We start from the raw sequence: 18,275 nt of genomic DNA, 5'->3' as shown, positions 1-18,275 counted from the left end.
GGTATCCCAAAGTAAATGGTAGATGGTCCAGTTCTACTTTTATAGATTATTATCTATTAGTATACCTAAATTTCTATTTAATTCGTAATGACTGACCAGGATAAAAAACAGAAGTTTCAATGCCTGGATTTAATGCTAATAATTCTTCTAAGGTTAAACCATTTCTTTCGGCTAACTGTCGCCCACCTTCACCACTTCGTACCGTATCGTATATAGGTTGGTCTGATTTAGAATTTTGTATTTGTTCACGAGAATCAGAGTTTTGTGGTGGTTGCTGTTCAGATTGTTCAAAAACTTGTTGAGTTTGAGTATTTCTTTCAATTAATTGTTCCAACGTAATATTACCTAGATAAGTGTATATTTGTCCATTAACAGTTAAAGTACCATCATTATTTTTCGTTACTGTTCGGGGCGTATTATTCAAAAGAAACGTCATTGTTTGATTACCATTCTCATCCACAGAAAAACTTACATTTTGAAGAGGAACATTCGATTGAGTTATGCTAGTGAGTGTTCCGTCAGCATTTATAAAAAATAAGTTATCACTTTGAGGAATACCCCAACCGCCTATAAAATCAGCTAAGCTAACTTGTGGTAGCGGTTCTTTAGTAGTAGATGAAGAGGTAGATTGGTTTGTTTCAGATGAGACGTTTTGATAATTAGAGCTGGTTTCTTCCGTTTTATCTTTTTGAGTGGAAGAATCAATACTTTTCTTTGTGTAAGGTTTCAAAACTAGTTTTGTTTGGTTATCAGAATTGTTTGTCTTAGTAGGAGTGAAAAGTAGATTTTGCTTTTCTTTTTTTATCTTGTAAGCTACTTCTTTTCCTTCATTTTTCCAACGAATTTGATTGTTTTTTAGATGGTATTTGACTTTGTATTCTATTTTATTTGCAATTTGTTTACCTAATTCTTCGCCTGCTTTTTCCAAATCATTTTTTGCAGTTGATGTGTGTTCATCTGTATTGATTTTGAAAGTAGCGGTATCTTCGCTGAATGATACAATCATTACTACTTCATCAACGTTGGAGTTTACGGCCCACTCGTTTGCCATTAGCTCTTTTGTGGTCACTTTATTTCTGCAAGAAGTAAGGTTCAGTAAGGATAAAAAAACAATCAACCCCAGTAAACTTTTTTTCATTTTTAATTCAATCCTCTTTTCTATTTTACTGTTTTTTTGTATCTTCGAATCTCTCTCAACCCCAGCCAACCACTCGCTGATAACAAGTACCAAAACGGCATAAACTGGATTAAATAGCGAGAGCGGCCGCCTTCAAAGAGCAATAAATACAGAATAGCTCCAATGAAAGCTAATTTTAAAATCGCGTAGTTATTTTTTGAATCTTTTAGAGGGATACTGAACAATAGACCTAGTAATGTGAGTAAATAGAAAAAATGCATATAAATTCGTAGATAGTTACTTTTTTGATTTTGCGGATAATACAGTGACCGCAAGTGTTCTTGCCAACGATTTTTAGAAGGTGTTTCTGGGATTAAATCACCGCCATCCCAACCCCAGTCAAAATCACCATTGGCAGTATTATGACGATTTTTTTGAGCCAGAAAACGGAGATAACCGAAGAATCCTTTATTTTTTAAACGGTCTTGAATCATTTTTATGGTATAAGCTTTTTTGGCTTCTTGTGTAGGCAACTGATTTACTGCTTGTGTATCTGCATCATTGTAACCGCCAGTTCCAGTCAAACCCATCATTACAAAAAGTGTCCAAGGTTTGGCTTGTTCTTTATCGATTTCCGTAATCGTTTGTTTTTCCACAAAAAATTGAAAACTATAATATGCGCTGGCGAAACCAGTCAGTAAAAAGAGAGCAACCACGGTTAATTTTACGATAGACTGTTTGTTCCGATTTACTAAAAGAAGTTGCAGCACTTTGATACAACTAAATGCAATAAAAAAGATAATAGACGAAGGTTTCATTAAAAAACACCAAGCTAGGCCAATCCCAATAAACAGTAATAAACAATATTTTACGAAGGGAGGGGAAACTTTCTCAAAAAGGCTATATGCAAAAAAGACTAGGTTGATGAACAATAAGACGGCCGTATCTGTATAAGGCGTGAGTAACCATGGAGACAATCCGAAAGAAAGAAAAAATAAACTATAAGCAACGAAGGCCGTTAATGGATTGAAGACACGTTTAGAGGCATGATAAAAGAGAAATAAACTGCTATTAATAAACAAGCAATTAACCACTTGCCAACTAAACCAAGTATTGCTCCAGCTCTCTGTTACATCAATGAAACGCAAAAATTTATTCAGGTAATACATCATGAAAAAGAAAAATTCGTTATTGGGGTTTAAAGAAAGTACGATTTTTGAATAATCCCTATTTTCAGTGGTAATACTATGAAAGTTGTCAAAAACATCCCAGCCAATCGGCACAGTAATCTGCGTCAGGAGTAAAAGTTGCAGTAAAAATAAACTGATCAAACTACCAATAATAACCACACGATCATGGGCTTTTATTAAGCACCAGAGCGCTTGAATCTTAGTGTAAAGAAATTTTTTGTTTTTATAAATAATCAACAATAGAATAATTAATAGAGGAAGTAAAACAAGCAAGTGCTTAGGCTTTTCCCAAAGAATTTTTACCAGCGAATAGGGAGAGTTAATTGCGCCGTAAAAGACAAATAAAATAAAAAAAGTAAAAATATAATTTTCTAGATTCAGAATCCGTTTAAAAGTAGCCATATTTTCTCCTTCCATTTTTTAGCTAGACTAGTTCTTATTTTATCATAAAGATTTTAAAATAAGAAAAAAGCCCTTCTTTTAAAAGAAAGGCTTAAAACTTTTCCTTACTTCACTTCTTTGTAACGGAAGAAGAAGCGTAAGACGCTATTTTGGCTAGTTGTTGTTAGTTTATCTGTCGGTAAGACTGTTAGTAAGAAGAAAAACAGACTAATCACAAGAGTGAAAAATAAGAAGACGGGACTGCCACCTGTTATCACAGTATCTGTTTGAACATCATATTTCAGTGTTGACATAACAGAGAAAACTTGTGTATAGCTACAGGCAATAGAAAGTAGATATAAAACAAGCACGCCCCAACCTGTCATCCCAGCATCACGATACCGACGTACACACATTGCCCACGTTGGTAATAATAAAGCTAACCATAAAACAAGTGCAAAAAGCATCAACGGTAATAAGTTTCCAAAATCATAGGTTTCAAAATATTCAGCTGCTAAAATTGCTGACACGGCTTTGCCGACAATGGCAATATAAAAAATAAGTGCTAAAATGCTTAATACCAATGTCATCCACCAATAACCAGCACGTGTGGTCCGACCTTTAAAATCAACATATCCACGAAAATAATCTTTAAAAGCTTGTCCAAATGTTACTTTGCCTTTTTCCTCAATTTTAACCATAAAAACACCCCTTTGTATTTAATAAAATGATTATAACGGAAAGTAATAAAATAGGAAAATGCGAATTCGCATATTTTGTGATTTTTTTGATAAATCATATAAAGAGCAGGTTTTATCAAAAAACGGTAAAATAAGAGAAGATATTTTATAATGGAGGAATCATGAATGAAAATCAGTATTAGACATCGCTACATAGCAAAAATTCCAGCATTAGAAGTGACAACAGAAGAGCAAAAAAACGAAGCATTACCTTTAATTGTTTACTATCATGGTTGGCAATCAGCTAAAGAATTATCTTTAACACAAGCAAGAAAATTAGCACACGAGGGGTTTCGGGTCATTTTACCAGATGCCATGAACCATGGAGAAAGAAAAACAGGACCTATTTCCACGATTCCTTCGATTACATTTTGGAGTAGCATTCAATATAATTTAATTGAATTTCCAGTAATTATCCATCATTTTCATAAATTAGGGTTGATTAAAGAAAATTGGATTGGCGTGGGTGGTGTATCCATGGGCGGTATTACTACTAGCGCTCTTATGACCCAACATCCTGAGATTCAAGCTGCTGCTTGCTTAATGGGAACACCCTATCCGGCGCGCTATATTCAGCGAGTGATTCAACGGGCGAAAGAATTTGCTATTTTTGTACCTAAAGACTTGCCACTGTTGCTAAGTTGGGTGCATCAATACGATTTATCACAAACGCCAGAAAGACTACAAGAACGACCGATGCTGTTTTGGCATGGAACGGAAGATGAAAAAATTCCCTATGAAGACATGGCTGATTTTGAACAATTAGTGTCTGGGAAAACGTATGCGAGAAATACGCAATTTATAACGGAAATCGGTGAGCGGCATTTAGTGAAAGGAGAAACAATGGATTTGGTTGTTGACTTTTTTAAAGAAGCGTCAAAAACGTTAGAAAAATAACGGGATTTTTCAAAGAGAAAAGGGGAATCAGCTTGTTTTTTAAGAACACTTTCTATAAACTTAACAGAAAAGGGGTTGAAGGTGTACATGGAGAAAAACAAGTTGAGAAAAGTGGGCTTAACTGCCCTAGAATGGCTAAAACAACATCCAGAAATTAAACAACATAAAGAATCAAGTCTCTATGAACAGTTGTTTGCTAGTCAGCAATGGCAACAAGCACAAACAATCGGAATGATTCGGTCGTTACCGCTAGAATTATCAACACAGCCAATTTTCGAACGGGCCATGCAAGAAGGCAAGCAAGTGGCGGTGCCGCGAACATTTAAAGGAGGCAAAATGTACTTTTATCAAGTTTTTCCAGAGACGGTTTATGACACCAGTGCATTTGGCGTGGAAGAACCTCCGTTAACAGCGGCAGAAATAACAGCTACAGCGATTGATTTATTGATTGTGCCAGGGATTGTTTTCAATCGGGCTGGCTATCGAATAGGCTTCGGCGGTGGTTTTTATGATCGTTATTTGGAACATTTTTCGGGCCATTCATGTAGTTTAGTTTTTAGTGAACAACTCCATGAACAATGGCAACCAGAAGCGTTTGATCAGCCAATCGAACAATTATTTATACAATAGGAGGAATGGAATGAATTATCAAACAGAAATGAAATTGAAACGGCTAAAAAATCAGCCGTTCATTACGTATGCCCTTTTAGGTATTTCAATCATTGTTTTCCTTGGATTGGAATTAACTGGAGGATCAGAAAATATTTTAAACTTAGTTAATTGGGGAGCAATGGTTCGTCCACTGGTAGCTCAAAATCATGAATACTGGCGGTTTATCACGCCAATGTTTCTTCACATTGGGTTTATGCATATTATTTTGAATATGGTTACTCTTTATTATATCGGCGCACAGGTTGAGGCAATTTATGGGCATTGGCGCTATTTGGGAATTTATTTATTGAGTGGGATTGCTGGAAATATCGCCAGTTTTGCCTTTGGGACACCCAACAGTGTCTCAGCCGGTGCTAGTACAGCGCTTTTTGGTTTGTTTGGAGCATTTGTTATTTTAGGACGCCATTTTAGAGACAATCCAGCGATTATGTATATGGTGCAACGCTATTCAATGTTTATTGTGATTAATTTGTTATTTAACTTGTTTAGTAGCTCTGTAGATATGATGGGTCATGTTGGCGGTCTAATCGGTGGACTATTAGTCGCGACGGCTTTTGCTGTTCCAAATCGTGAAGAAGCATTTAATAAGCACGAGCGAATTATGGCCACGTTAATTTTTATTTTTCTTGTCGTAATTTGTCTGTTATTGGGTTTTAAAAAATACGGTTTACCTGTATAATAAGGAAGTGTTTTCGTATGGAAACGTTATATGATGTACAACAACTTTTTAAACAGTTTGGGATGTATATTTATGTCGGTGCACGGATTTATGATATTGAGTTAATGATGATTGAATTAAAAAAATTGTATGAAGGTCAATTGGTAGACCGAGATACGTATTTACAGGCCCGGCATATTTTGCAAAGAGAGCATCGAATAGAAGAATCTAGAGGGAAGCAGAAAGGAATCGACTAAATGGATAAGAAGATTATTGGGATTGATTTAGGTGGAACGACCATCAAATTTGCTATTTTAACAACCGATGGCGTTGTTCAACAAAAATGGAGTATTGAAACGAATATTTTAGAAGATGGCAAGCACATTGTGCCATCAATTATTGAAAGTATTCGTCACCGTATAGATCTTTATAATATGAAAAAAGAAGATTTTGTGGGAATTGGTATGGGAACACCAGGAAGTGTCGACATTGAAAAAGGAACTGTTGTAGGTGCCTATAATTTAAACTGGACGACTGTACAGCCTGTCAAAGAACAAATCGAATCTGCTTTAGGAATTCCGTTTGCCTTAGATAATGATGCCAATGTTGCCGCTTTAGGTGAGCGTTGGAAAGGCGCGGGGGAAAACAATCCCGACGTGATTTTTATTACTTTAGGAACAGGTGTCGGCGGAGGCATTGTTGCAGCAGGAGAATTACTCCACGGTGTTGCTGGCTGTGCTGGTGAAGTTGGGCATGTGACGGTTGATCCTAACGGCTTTGACTGTACCTGTGGGAAACGTGGCTGTTTAGAAACTGTTTCTAGTGCCACTGGTGTCGTTCGTGTTGCACGTCATTTATCAGAAGAGTTTGCAGGTGACTCTGAACTGAAACAAGCGATTGATGATGGACAAGATGTTTCAAGTAAAGACGTTTTTGAATTTGCCGAAAAAGGCGATCATTTTGCTTTAATGGTTGTGGATCGTGTTTGTTTCTATTTAGGCTTGGCCACAGGAAACTTAGGTAACACGTTAAATCCAGATAGCGTGGTTATCGGTGGAGGTGTTTCTGCAGCAGGAGAATTTTTACGTAGTCGTGTCGAAAAATATTTCCAAGAATTTACTTTCCCGCAAGTTCGAAATAGTACAAAAATCAAATTAGCAGAGCTAGGTAATGAGGCCGGCGTCATTGGTGCCGCTTCACTAGCATTACAATTTTCAAAAGAGAAATAGAGAGGGCTTTTTAGAATGAGTATTTTATGGGTAATCAATGGCATTTTGCTAGTTATTGTACTAGCGATGGTATTCAATGAATTATATTTGAAAATTATGGTGAAACGTTCAGCAAAAATGCTGACGGAAGAAGAATTTAAAGAAACAATGCGTAAAGCACAAGTGATTGACGTTCGTGAGAAAGATACATTTGATGCTGGGCATATTTTAGGGGCGCGCAGCATGCCATACAGCATGTTAAAAACAACAATTGGTTCTCTTCGTAAGGATCAACCTGTTTATCTTTATGATCAGAAGAAAGCTTTAAGTATCCGAGCAGCTAATTTATTACGCAAAAATGGCTATACTGATATTTATATTTTAAAAGGCGGCTATGATGGCTGGACTGGGAAAGTGAAAAAGAGAAATAGTTAATAACAAAAAGAGTTGGTCTTCATTGAGACCAACTCTTTTTGTATAGGAAAGCTTAATAGAGATGTTGCTTTTTGTCAGTCCTCACTTTTTGAGCTACAATAAAGAGAAGAGGTGAAGGCAGATGATTCAAATCAAGCGAGCATATGAAGCACCGACAGAGCAAGATGGCTACCGTGTTTTAGTTGACCGTATTTGGCCACGAGGAAAATCCAAGGAATCTGAAAAGTTAGATGAATGGCTCAAAGAAGTGGCCCCAAGTACAGAGCTACGGAAATGGTTTAATCATGAAGCAAATAAATATCCCAAGTTTAAACAAAAATACCAAGAAGAATTGAAACACGAGCCAACTGCCACAGCGTTTAAGCAGTTACAGACGATTGTAAAAAATCAGCCAGTAGTCACGCTGGTCTATGGGGCGAAAGATACAGTGCATAATCAAGCGGTTGTCTTAAAAGAATTATTAGAAAAATAGAGTAGGTGATTGGATGAAAATTGCAATTGTAGGTGCTGGACCCAGAGGCTTATCAGCTGCAGAACGAGTCATTGAATGGGCTCGTAAAACGGAAATAAATGTTCAGCTCACGTTGTTTGATCCATACGGTCCAGGTGGGAAAATTTGGCGAGCAGAGCAACCTAATTATTTATTAATGAACACCGTGATTAGCCAAGTCACTTTATTTACAGATGAATCTTTTAGTGGCGAAGGACCAATTGTCAAGGGACCCACTCTCTATGAGTGGACCCAAACAGAAGCTGCGCAGTACATTCAACAGCAACAACCCTATAATTATCTTGAGTTGTTGAAAGAATGTCATCGCCTTGGACCGAATGATCACTGCTCGAGGGCTTTTTATGGCATGTACCAAAAATGGTTTTATACGTATTTAGCCACGCGGTGTAACGAACAAACATCGCTGACGTTTTTTAAAGAGCCAGTAACTGCTGTGCGGGCAGGAGAGGATAACTATTATGTGTATACTCAATCCATTGAGTTTACGGCAGACAAAGTAATTTTAGCTTTGGGTCACCAAGAAAATGAATTAACGACTGTTGAACAAGAGCTGGCGGACTACGCCAAGGAGCATCGTTTGTTTTATTCTTCTCCTAAAAATGCGGCGGATGCTTTATTGGCACTTGCCAATATACCCGCAAAACAACCCGTTGTGTTAAAAGGCTTAGGTTTGGCATTTTTTGACTATTTATCTGCCTTGACGATTGGCCGCGGGGGTGTTTTTTCTCGTCAAAATGGCCGCTTACGTTATGAACCTTCTGGAAGAGAGCCTATTATTATTGCTGGTTCTGGTCGCGGTTTTCCTTCTCATCCTCGAGGGATTAATCAAAAAGGCTACGGGGAAGCCTATCAGCCTGTTTTTTTAACCGAAACGTATTTAGCTGAATGTCGTAAAAAAGGACAGGTTACAGGCGCAGAGTTTTTTGGGTATTTAAAAAAAGAAGTGGAATATGTGTATTACACTTGCTTAATCGAAGAAAAATATCCGCATCTTTCTAAAGAGGCCTTTCAACAGCTGTTTATTCAAACCAAGGGAGCGCCGGAAAGCTTAGCCCACTTTGAAAAACAAGATTGGTTTGATTGGCAAGCGTTAGAACATCCTGAAACAAAGAAAACCACTCATGAAAGTTTTCGTTCGTTTTTACTAGAGTATTTAAAATGGGATATTCAAGAAGCAGAGAAAGGCAATCTTAGCGGTCCTTTGACCACTGCTTTAGACAGTTTAAAAGATTTAAGAGATCAGATTCGCTTTGTTTTGGATGAGGGGTTATTAACGAATGACGAGAGTCAAAAGTGGTTGTGGCATTGGTTTACCCCGTTGAATACCTTTTTGTCAGTGGGACCTTCTGTTGAAAGAACAGAAGAGCTACAGGCGTTAGTTGAACTGGGATTAGTCACGATTCTGGGGCCAGAAATGCGTGTCGAAATGAAAGCGGGTCAATTTATTACTTATGCTAATTTGTTTCCGGAAAATCGGTATAATAGTCACTTTTTAATTGAAGCGCGCATTCCCAAAGTCAATAATGAAAAAAGTTTGAATCCTTTAACGAGGCAGTTGTTAGCCGATAAGCTAGCTACGCTCCATCAACTGGCATTAGCCGATGGTCAAATAGTCAAAACAGGTGCACTCTTGATTGTGCCTGCCACGAATCAAGTCATCACAAAAGATGGACAGGTGGCGACAGGCCTTTTTAGTTGTGGTATTCCAACAGAAGGGATTCATTGGTTAACAGCCGCTGCAGCTCGTCCTGGTGTGGATCCTTGGAATATGCGCGATATGGATCGGATTGCTGCCACTATTTTTAATAGTTAAGAAAAATAGTCAGCTCCTTTGGTAAAAAAAGAAAGCATAACAAGTGGTCATCCATCGCTTTGATGGATGACCACTTGTTATGCTTAAGAGAATCAACAGAGCCAGAAGCGCTTCTGTTGATTTCTTGGCGTTAGATTTTTTATCTCAACGTCACAGCTATTTTTTAACGTGCAATACGTTTACGCATCGCTTTTTTACGGTTTTCTTCAATCATATCTTCTTTTTCTTCAATTGGATCAATGACTGTTTTTTTAATAGTTGTAGCCACACCGGCTAAAGCAGCAACTGTGATAGCAGTACCGACTAACATACCTGATACAAATTTTTTCATCGTTCATTCCTTCTTTCAAATTGTATTTGTTTCTATTATGACGGAAAAAAGCAAAAAAATCCAATAGTTACAATGATTTTTCATAAACTCTACGACTAATTTAGAGATTTGTTAAAATTTACCAAGTCTTTTCTGTATTTTTATAGGAAAAATGAATAAGGAGAAATGGCCAAATTAAATCCTGTTTACAAAATGAAATAATTCAGAAGTAAACCTTATTTAATGGTACAATAGAAAAAGAAATTAGAGAGTAAAAGGAGCGTATTTATGTCTATTTTAGTATTAGGTGGCGCAGGCTACATTGGCTCACATGCCGTTGATCAATTAATTTCAAAAGGCTATGCCGTTGTGGTTGTTGATAATTTATTAACGGGGCATCGTTCAGCAGTTCATGAACAAGCGACTTTCTATGAAGGCGATATTCGTGATAAAGCTTTTTTACGTAGTGTCTTTGAAAAAGAATCAATTGAAGGGGTGTTGCACTTTGCGGCCAATTCTTTAGTAGGAGAATCCGTGGAGCAACCGTTAATGTATTTCAATAACAATGTTCACGGCACTCAAATTGCCTTGGAAGTTATGCAAGAATTCGGAGTGAAACACATTGTTTTTTCTTCCACAGCGGCCACTTATGGCGAACCAAAAGCAATGCCTATTACAGAAGAAACCCCAACGAATCCTAAAAACCCGTATGGGGAAAGTAAATTAATGATGGAAAAAATCATGAAATGGTGCGACAACGCTTATGGAATGAAATATGTTGCTTTGCGTTATTTTAATGTTGCAGGAGCAAAAAAAGATGCCTCAATTGGTGAGGATCACACGCCAGAAACGCATATTGTGCCAATTATTTTACAAGTGGCATTGGGCCAACGAGCAGAGCTAAGTATTTTTGGGGATGATTATGATACACCAGATGGCACGTGCATTCGAGATTATGTTTATATTGAAGACTTGATTGCAGCACATATTTTGGCTTTAGAATATTTGAAAAATGGCGGCGAAAGTGACGTCTTTAACCTGGGTAGCAACAACGGCTATTCTGTTAAAGAAATGTTAGATGCTGCACGCGAAGTGACAGGTCAAGAAATTCCTGCGACAATCGCGCCACGCCGAGCAGGGGATCCTAGTACGTTAATTGCTTCTAGTGAAAAAGCCAAACGAGTTTTAGGCTGGCAACCAGAAGTAACTGAGGTCAAGGATATTATCGCCACCGCTTGGCAATGGCATCAAGCTCATCCACATGGATATCAAGAAAAGTAATAGGAGGAATGAATCGATGACCACGAGTCAAATGATTGCCGATTTTACCACACTTGCTATTCAAGCAGGTGGTTGGATGGAATTGGATCGCTTATATCTTCAGAACCGTTTATTATCAATGATTGGTGAACAAGAATTAGGCGAAGTAGACATACGGCCTGTGGCAACACCCGCCGCTGATTTGGCGGAACAATTGTGTCAAGTTGCGAGTGCCAACCAACTTGTAAAAACAGAGCAACAAAAAGAACAGTTCATGGTGCAATTGATGGATTTGTTAACACCGCCACCTTCTGTGGTTAATGCTTTTTTTGCACAACATTATGCCAAAGAGCCACAAGAGGCTACCGAGTATTTTTACCAACTTTGTCAAAAAAACGGTACGGTCATTGAACAGGAAGAACCTGTTGTTTTTTCAACAGTCTATGGTGATTTTTTAGCAAATAAGGTCCACAGTGAGGCGTCAAAAGCAACGCTCTCTGCACAAAGCTATCCCCGCTGTGAATGGTGCATGGCAACAGAAGGCTACCAGGGAAGTCAGCAATTTCCTGCGACTACGAACCATCGAGTGATTCGAATGAACTTAGATGGCGAAAGCTGGGGATTTTCCTTTGTAAAACAGGCACAATATCAGCAACAAGGTGTGATTGCGTTTGAAAAACATCAGTCAGCGAAACGTTCAATTAAGACTTTTCAGCAATTGTTGAAAATTGTTGAGGTCTTTCCTCATTATTTTGCTGGGATTGATGCTGACTTTGAACAAAATGAGCATGTCTATTATCAAACGGGTTTGCAACAATTTCCATTAGCCGAAGCGAGCATTTCAGAATATGTTGAGTTAGCTAACTATCCTTTAATCAACGCAGGAATGGTGAATTGGCCAGTTGCGACATTTCGCCTAGAGGGACCGAATGCGTCAGAAGTTGCCCAAGCCGCAAATGATATTTTTGAGCAATGGCAAATGCTGAAACTGCCAACGGATGAGATACAAATCGTTGCACGACGAAAAGAACTTTTATATGTCATGGACTTAATTTTTAGTCGACCTCAAGCAAAGCCTTCGTTAACGTTAGCAGAAGTCCAAGGTTTAACGACTTGGAACAACCAGAAAACGCAGGCACTTGAAACTGTCGCTTCAGCGTATCAACAGCGATTAAAAGAAGCCAGTGCGTTTGCAGAAACAAGTGAAGGAAAAGCGGCTTTTTTAGCAATGGTTGCGCCAGTGACTCATTAAAAGAAAAAAGATGCCGAATGACTAAAAATCACGTATAATAGATAAGAATGAAAAATAAGGGAGGGTAAAAAATGGCTTATCAAGCACTTTATCGGGTCTGGCGTTCACAACGTTTCGATGACGTAGTAGGACAAAAAGCAATTACTCAGACACTGAAAAATGCGATAGTGCAAAAGAAAACATCTCATGCCTATTTATTTACTGGCCCTCGTGGTACAGGTAAAACCAGTGCCGCAAAAATTTTCGCTAAAGCGATTAACTGTAAACATAGTCAAGATGGTGAACCTTGTAATGTTTGTGAAACCTGTGTAGCCATTACGGAAGGTCGTTTAAATGATGTCATTGAAATTGATGCGGCGAGTAATAATGGCGTGGAAGAAATCCGTGATATTCGTGATAAAGCAAAGTATGCACCGACACAAGCCGAGTACAAAGTTTATATTATTGATGAAGTTCATATGCTATCAACAGGCGCGTTCAATGCACTTTTAAAAACTTTGGAAGAACCGCCACAAAATGTTATTTTTATCTTAGCAACGACTGAACCACACAAGATTCCGTTAACGATTATCTCACGGACGCAACGCTTTGATTTTAAGCGAATTAGTACGCAAGATATCGTCGATCATATGGCCCATATCATGCAGGAAATGGCTCTCGATTATGAGGAACAAGCCCTTTATGTGATTGGGCGTGCTGCGGAAGGTGGGATGCGAGATGCCTTGAGTATCTTGGATCAAACGATTTCCTTTAGTGATGAAAAAGTAACACTGGAAGATGCAATGCAAGTGACAGGCAGCCTAACCTATGAAATGATGGATCATTATATTCAGTGTTGTGTCGCCGGTGATGTTGAACGAGCATTAGAAGGTTTGGAAAGTATTTTAGGCGAAGGCAAAGAAGCGCGCCGTTTCTTAGAAGATTTGTTATTATATTGTCGAGATTTACTGATGTATCAGCAAGCACCGAAGTTATTAGCAGAAAAAGCAGGAACTTTGACAGAAGCATTTAAGGAACTAGCTACACAAACGCCTGCTGAAAAAATCTACCAACTAATCCAAATTTTAAGTGACACACAAAATGAGATCCGCTTTACCAACAATGCGAATATCTATCTGGAAGTAGCCACTGTCAAATTAGCTAAAACGGTGCAACCCAATAAACACAACACGCCAGAAACAGCTAATCAAGATGGTAGTGCAGAGGGAAATCCAGAATTAGCAGATTTACAAAATCAAATCGGGCAACTGAAGAAAGAACTGGCTGAATTAAAGAAACACGGTGTAGCTGCCAAAGAAGCAGATGCGCCACGTCAACAAGCACGACCACAAGCGCCAAAAAGTTCGTTCCGCGTACCCACAGAACGCGTATATCAAGTCCTAAACGAAGCGACTAGAACACATTTAATGAATGTAAAAAATGTCTGGGAAGACTTACTGCAAACATTATCTGTGACTCAACGAGCGATGCTCAAAGCTAGTGAACCTGTCGCAGCGAGTCCTAAGGGCATCGTGGTGGCATTTGACTATGAGATTGTTTGTGCTCGTGCAACAGACGATGAAGAGATGCAGTTAGCTTTCAATAATAATTTAAGCCGTTTGATGGACTATACACCAGAAATGGTCTGCATTACTAGAGAAAGCTGGCCAAAACTAAGACAAAGTTTTATTAACCAAAATCAGGGCAGTTTGAATCATTCTGAACCTGAAAATGAAATGGCTCGTCTAGCGGACGAACCGCCTGTAACAAATGAACATTCACAAGAAAATCCAGTAGTAGATGAAGCAATCGCTATGTTTGGTGAAGAGCTTGTCGAAGTACTAGATGATTAATACGAAGGAGTCGAGGAATTATGATGCGAGGAATGGGCAACATGCAAGGCATGATGAAACAAGTACAAAAAATGCAAAAAGAAATGGCCAAAGCGCAAGAAGCGCTAAATGAAAAAGAATTTATCGGTGAAGCCACCAATCAACTTGTGACAGCGACCTTTACTGGTGATCGCACAATGAAAGATTTGACCATTAAAGAAGACGTGGTTGATCCTGAAGACGTTGAGATGTTACAAGATTTAGTCATTATGGCTGTCAACGATGCGTTAGTAAAAATTGAAAAAGAAACTGAAGCGACTTTAGGCAAATATACCAAAGGAATGCCAGGATTCTAAAAAATAAGACAAACGAAAGTATGAAAAACGTCATGCCCAAAAAATCGAACTTTTTGGGCATGATGTTTTTTCTGTTTTTGTGGGAAAACTCTTTGGCAATTTTAGTAGTCGCTTCCAAAAAACTATGCTATACTAAAGCCAATTGAAGAGAAACATTTGGGGTGCTATTAGCTGAGATTATACCCATGGAACCTGAAACAGTTAGGACTGGCGCAGGGAAATGTCTTGAAATTTTGACCGATTATTGCACCCAACTACGTTTATTTGTGGTTGGGTTTTTCTGTCTTTTTCAGTCGCGCCTCCTTTTGCTTCTCGCAGAAAGGAGTTTTTTTACGTGGAAAAAAATCGAATCCACAGAGTTACGTTACTAGCTTTAATGATTGCGATGGACGTCGTATTATCACCATTAATGCGAATTGAGGGAATGGCCCCTATGTCCAGTGTCATGAACATTATTGCCGGAGTTTTATTAGGTCCTCTTTACGGAACGCTCATGGCACTTGTCTGCGGCTTAATCCGTATGACATTCTTAGGTATTCCGCCATTAGCGTTAACAGGTGCCGTCTTTGGCGCGTTTTTTGCTGGTTTATTTTATCAATGGGGACAAAAATTAGGCTGGTCGATGCTAGGGGAAATTTTTGGTACAGGCATCATTGGCTCGTTATTGTCCTATCCTGTAATGGTTTGGTTTACTGGCAGTAAGCAGAATTTTTATTGGTTCATTTATACACCACGATTTATTGGTGCCACACTGATTGGTTCAGTGATTGCTTGGCTTGTCTTAGTAAAACTGAAAGAAACTCGAGTATTTAAACAAACACAGGAATTATTTTTGGGAGGGTACTTTTATGAAAACAAGCGTTAAGTTTGAAACGATTTTTCCACTGACAACGGCACCATTAATTCAGTGCATTACGAATGAAATTACGTGTGAGTCTATGGCGAATGCATTACTTTATATTGATGCTAAGCCCATTATGGCAGATGATCCCCGGGAATTTCCGCAGTTGTTTCAGCAAACCAGTGCCTTGGTTTTGAATTTAGGCCATTTATCACAAGAACGAGAGCAAAGCTTGTTAGCAGCTAGTGATTATGCTCGGCAAGTGACTAAACCGACCGTGGTCGATTTAGTCGGTTATGGCGCCAGTGATATTCGCAATGAAGTCGGGGAAAAGCTGGTGCACAATCAGCCAACTGTTGTGAAAGGGAATCTTTCAGAAATGCGGACTTTTTGCCAGTTGGTGAGTCATGGTCGAGGAGTAGACGGCAGCCCTTTGGATCAAAGTGAAGAAGCAATTGAGGAGCTGATTCAAGCTTTACGTCAACAAACGCAAAAGTTTCCCCAGACGGTATTTTTAGCAACAGGGATTCAAGATGTTTTGGTTAACCAAGAGCAAGTGATTGTCTTACAAAATGGCGTGCCTGAGTTGGATTGTTTCACTGGCACGGGCGATTTAGTCGGCGCATTAGTTGCCGCTTTATTAGGTGAAGGCAACGCGCCAATGACTGCGGCAGTAGCCGCAGTGAGCTATTTTAATCTTTGCGGAGAAAAAGCCAAGACTAAGAGCCAAGGGCTGGCCGATTTTCGCCAAAATACGTTAAATCAGTTATCTCTTTTAATGAAGGAGAAGGATTGGTTTGAGGCGGTGAAAGGACGAGTGCTATGAGAGAGCAATTGAAAGTTTATTTGGTGACAGGACGGTATGATTTTAGTGATACTGAATTTTTAAACCGAATTGAAACTGCTTGTCGCAGTGGAGTGACATTGGTCCAATTGCGCGAAAAGGAAGTGTCAACACGGCGCTTTTACGAATTAGCAGTGAAAGTTAAAGCGGTAACAGATGCGTATCAGATTCCGTTGATTATTAATGATCGTGTCGATATTTGCTTGGCAGTGGATGCGGCAGGTGTGCATATAGGGGATGATGAATTACCGGTTGCTCTTGTGCGAAAACTGGTTGGGTCCACAAAAATCGTAGGTGTTTCAGCCAAAACGGTGGCACGAGGAGTTGAAGCGGAAAACGAGGGCGCCGATTATTTAGGCGTGGGCGCAATTTTCCCCACAACGACTAAGGACAGTCCGTTAACTTCTTTGCAGACACTTTCTGAAATTGCCGCAGCAGTCACGATTCCTGTTGTAGCGATTGGTGGAATCAAAGAAGAAAATATAGAACAACTTATGGGAACGAGAGTGGCTGGTGTTTCACTGGTCAGTGAAATTATGCTGGCTGAACAGATAGCCGAGAAAGTTCAAGGGTTGATGCGTGTAACGGAGCGAATGTTGGAGGCGAGAAAATGACCGAATATAATTTGACCCCACAAGTAGTCACGATTGCTGGTTCTGATTCTGGTGGGGGAGCTGGCATGCAAGCAGATTTAAAAACATTTCAAGCGCGGCAGGCATTTGGCTTAAATATTGTCATTGCATTGACGGCACAAAATACGTATGGCGTGCAAGATAGCTTACCGATTCCTAGTTCATTTATTGATGCACAATTTCAATCACTGGCGGCTGATTTTAAAATTGGGGCAGCGAAAACGGGGATGTTAGCAGATAGTGAGCGTGTCGAAGCTGTTGTTCGCAATTTGCAGAAAGTTGATTTTGGTCCGTTGATTGTCGATCCTGTAATGGTGGCTAAAGGTGGACATCATTTGTTAGAAGCCGAGGCAGTTCAAACGATTAAAGAGAAACTGTTGCCATTAGCAACGGTCGTGACACCTAATTTACCAGAAGCGGAAGTTTTACTAGAGACGACCATCAAGACAGAACAAGAAATGCAGACCGCAGCAAAAAAATTACAACAATTGGGCACAAAAAATATTATTATGAAAGGCGGACATAGCACAAATCAACAAGCGGCTGATTATGTGTTAATGGAAGACGGTTCGAGCTTTTGGCTAAGTGCACCACGAATTGTAACGAAAAATACTCATGGAACAGGAGATACTTTTTCAGCGTGTATCGCAGCCGAATTAGCAAAAGGTACGCCGTTAGAAGCGGCGATTGTGATTGGCAAACAGTTTATACAAGGGGCCATTAGCCAAGCAATTTCTGTTGGACATGGTCACGGACCTACTAATCATTGGGCCCAATTAACGCAAGATATTCAAGTTATTAAAGCATAAGAAGAGCCTGGGGAAAAATCATTTTAGATTTTTCCCCAGGCTCTTAAATAGCTTAAAGCTCTTTTTTGATATAGTTTATAAACGTTTTGTTCACTAATCTTCACATTTTAAATAAATTTCTTGGCCTTGTTCTTGCAAATGAGCCACGTGGGATTCTCCCCAATTACATAAGTTATCTAAGACAGCAGAGAGGCTTTGACCATAATCGCTTAAATAATATTCGACTTTTGGTGGAACTTGGTTGTAAACTTTCCGCTCGATAATGTTGTCTTCTTCGAGTTCCCGTAATTGTTGTGTCAGCATTTTTTGACTAATGCCAGTAATACCGCGTTTTAAATCGCTGGGGCGCATGGCGCCGTGCCGTAAATTACACAGAATAATTGGTTTCCATTTACCGCCAATAACATCCATCGTTGCTTCGACACCAATCGCATATGTACGAGTTTCCAAAAAACATTCCTCCTTAATAGGTTGATAATAACCAAAAGTTACTAAAAGGTACCTATGATACAAAAAAGTAGGTACTTATCAAAATTTC

21 protein-coding genes and 1 riboswitch are annotated in these 18,275 nt (G+C 39.0%); of the genes, 16 read left to right on the top strand and 5 right to left on the bottom strand.

Features of this window, described 5'->3' with window-relative positions; genetic code table 11:
- Positions 1-73 precede the first annotated feature (73 nt).
- From IGL56_RS10795 to IGL56_RS10785, 3 genes are all read right to left on the bottom strand, one after another.
- Positions 74-1,207 (bottom strand): DUF4950 domain-containing protein, encoded by a 1,134-nt coding sequence (locus IGL56_RS10795; RefSeq protein ID WP_002392337.1) that lies wholly within the window; start codon positions 1,205-1,207, stop codon positions 74-76.
- Positions 1,159-2,724, bottom strand: a complete 1,566-nt coding sequence (locus IGL56_RS10790; protein ID WP_025189119.1) for a membrane protein — start codon at positions 2,722-2,724, stop codon at positions 1,159-1,161. Before IGL56_RS10790 ends, IGL56_RS10795 begins: the two co-directional genes overlap by 49 nt.
- Before the next feature lie 89 nt (positions 2,725-2,813).
- A complete protein-coding gene (locus IGL56_RS10785; RefSeq protein WP_002356327.1) occupies positions 2,814-3,389 on the bottom strand; it encodes a DUF805 domain-containing protein in 576 nt (191 codons plus the stop codon).
- A 165-nt stretch (positions 3,390-3,554) separates the two neighbouring features.
- Here IGL56_RS10785 and IGL56_RS10780 point away from each other — a divergent pair, with 165 nt between their 5' ends.
- From IGL56_RS10780 to IGL56_RS10745, 8 genes are all read left to right on the top strand, one after another.
- Positions 3,555-4,325, top strand: coding sequence for an alpha/beta fold hydrolase (locus tag IGL56_RS10780; protein WP_002356329.1), 771 nt, complete (start codon positions 3,555-3,557; stop codon positions 4,323-4,325).
- An 87-nt stretch (positions 4,326-4,412) separates the two neighbouring features.
- Complete coding sequence (locus IGL56_RS10775) at positions 4,413-4,955, top strand: 5-formyltetrahydrofolate cyclo-ligase (RefSeq protein WP_002385677.1); 543 nt, start codon at positions 4,413-4,415, stop codon at positions 4,953-4,955.
- 10 nt (positions 4,956-4,965) lie between these two features.
- Complete coding sequence (locus IGL56_RS10770) at positions 4,966-5,676, top strand: rhomboid family intramembrane serine protease (protein WP_002362481.1); 711 nt, start codon at positions 4,966-4,968, stop codon at positions 5,674-5,676.
- A 17-nt stretch (positions 5,677-5,693) separates the two neighbouring features.
- On the top strand, positions 5,694-5,912 hold the full coding sequence (locus IGL56_RS10765) for a YqgQ family protein (RefSeq protein WP_002356332.1): 219 nt from the start codon (positions 5,694-5,696) through the stop codon (positions 5,910-5,912).
- Positions 5,913-6,884: an ROK family glucokinase gene (locus IGL56_RS10760; protein WP_002356333.1), complete on the top strand. Its 972-nt coding sequence runs from the start codon at positions 5,913-5,915 to the stop codon at positions 6,882-6,884.
- 15 nt (positions 6,885-6,899) lie between these two features.
- Positions 6,900-7,298, top strand: coding sequence for a rhodanese-like domain-containing protein (locus IGL56_RS10755; protein WP_002356334.1), 399 nt, complete (start codon positions 6,900-6,902; stop codon positions 7,296-7,298).
- A gap of 121 nt (positions 7,299-7,419) precedes the next feature.
- On the top strand, positions 7,420-7,770 hold the full coding sequence (locus tag IGL56_RS10750) for a DUF488 domain-containing protein (RefSeq protein ID WP_002356335.1): 351 nt from the start codon (positions 7,420-7,422) through the stop codon (positions 7,768-7,770).
- 13 nt (positions 7,771-7,783) lie between these two features.
- Positions 7,784-9,622, top strand: a complete 1,839-nt coding sequence (locus IGL56_RS10745) for an FAD/NAD(P)-binding protein (protein WP_002356336.1) — start codon at positions 7,784-7,786, stop codon at positions 9,620-9,622.
- A 163-nt stretch (positions 9,623-9,785) separates the two neighbouring features.
- On the opposite strand, the gene IGL56_RS10740 is transcribed toward IGL56_RS10745, so the two are convergent.
- The gene (locus IGL56_RS10740) at positions 9,786-9,953 is read right to left on the bottom strand and encodes a DUF3042 family protein (protein ID WP_002356337.1); all 168 of its coding nucleotides are present in this window, start codon (positions 9,951-9,953) and stop codon (positions 9,786-9,788) included.
- Positions 9,954-10,220: 267 nt separating this feature from the next.
- Between IGL56_RS10740 and galE the strand changes: the two genes are divergently transcribed.
- From galE to thiD, 8 genes are all read left to right on the top strand, one after another.
- A complete protein-coding gene (gene galE, locus IGL56_RS10735; RefSeq protein WP_002378649.1) occupies positions 10,221-11,213 on the top strand; it encodes a UDP-glucose 4-epimerase GalE in 993 nt (330 codons plus the stop codon).
- Positions 11,194-12,444, top strand: coding sequence for a UDP-glucose--hexose-1-phosphate uridylyltransferase (locus IGL56_RS10730; protein ID WP_002380784.1), 1,251 nt, complete (start codon positions 11,194-11,196; stop codon positions 12,442-12,444). The genes galE and IGL56_RS10730 overlap by 20 nt, the downstream gene beginning before the upstream one ends.
- 71 nt (positions 12,445-12,515) lie before the next feature.
- Positions 12,516-14,276 carry a DNA polymerase III subunit gamma/tau gene (dnaX, locus tag IGL56_RS10725; RefSeq protein ID WP_002356340.1) on the top strand — a complete coding sequence of 587 codons (1,761 nt, stop codon included), beginning with the start codon at positions 12,516-12,518 and terminating at the stop codon, positions 14,274-14,276.
- 20 nt (positions 14,277-14,296) lie between these two features.
- On the top strand, positions 14,297-14,611 hold the full coding sequence (locus IGL56_RS10720) for a YbaB/EbfC family nucleoid-associated protein (protein ID WP_002385681.1): 315 nt from the start codon (positions 14,297-14,299) through the stop codon (positions 14,609-14,611).
- A 147-nt stretch (positions 14,612-14,758) separates the two neighbouring features.
- Positions 14,759-14,847: riboswitch (TPP riboswitch) on the top strand.
- A 140-nt stretch (positions 14,848-14,987) separates the two neighbouring features.
- The gene (thiW, locus tag IGL56_RS10715) at positions 14,988-15,476 is read left to right on the top strand and encodes an energy coupling factor transporter S component ThiW (protein ID WP_002356342.1); all 489 of its coding nucleotides are present in this window, start codon (positions 14,988-14,990) and stop codon (positions 15,474-15,476) included.
- Positions 15,460-16,278, top strand: coding sequence for a hydroxyethylthiazole kinase (locus tag IGL56_RS10710; protein WP_002372341.1), 819 nt, complete (start codon positions 15,460-15,462; stop codon positions 16,276-16,278). Before thiW ends, IGL56_RS10710 begins: the two co-directional genes overlap by 17 nt.
- On the top strand, positions 16,275-16,910 hold the full coding sequence (gene thiE, locus IGL56_RS10705) for a thiamine phosphate synthase (RefSeq protein ID WP_002372340.1): 636 nt from the start codon (positions 16,275-16,277) through the stop codon (positions 16,908-16,910). The genes IGL56_RS10710 and thiE overlap by 4 nt, the downstream gene beginning before the upstream one ends.
- Positions 16,907-17,737, top strand: a complete 831-nt coding sequence (gene thiD / locus IGL56_RS10700; protein WP_002365070.1) for a bifunctional hydroxymethylpyrimidine kinase/phosphomethylpyrimidine kinase — start codon at positions 16,907-16,909, stop codon at positions 17,735-17,737. Before thiE ends, thiD begins: the two co-directional genes overlap by 4 nt.
- Positions 17,738-17,830: 93 nt before the next feature.
- On the opposite strand, the gene IGL56_RS10695 is transcribed toward thiD, so the two are convergent.
- Positions 17,831-18,187 (bottom strand): winged helix-turn-helix transcriptional regulator, encoded by a 357-nt coding sequence (locus IGL56_RS10695; protein WP_002356348.1) that lies wholly within the window; start codon positions 18,185-18,187, stop codon positions 17,831-17,833.
- Positions 18,188-18,275 lie beyond the last annotated feature (88 nt).

The sequence above is a fragment of the Enterococcus sp. DIV1316a genome (assembly GCF_050536915.1).
In the GTDB taxonomy this organism is placed as follows: domain Bacteria; phylum Bacillota; class Bacilli; order Lactobacillales; family Enterococcaceae; genus Enterococcus; species Enterococcus faecalis.
This window is presented reverse-complemented; position numbering and strand designations above follow the sequence as displayed.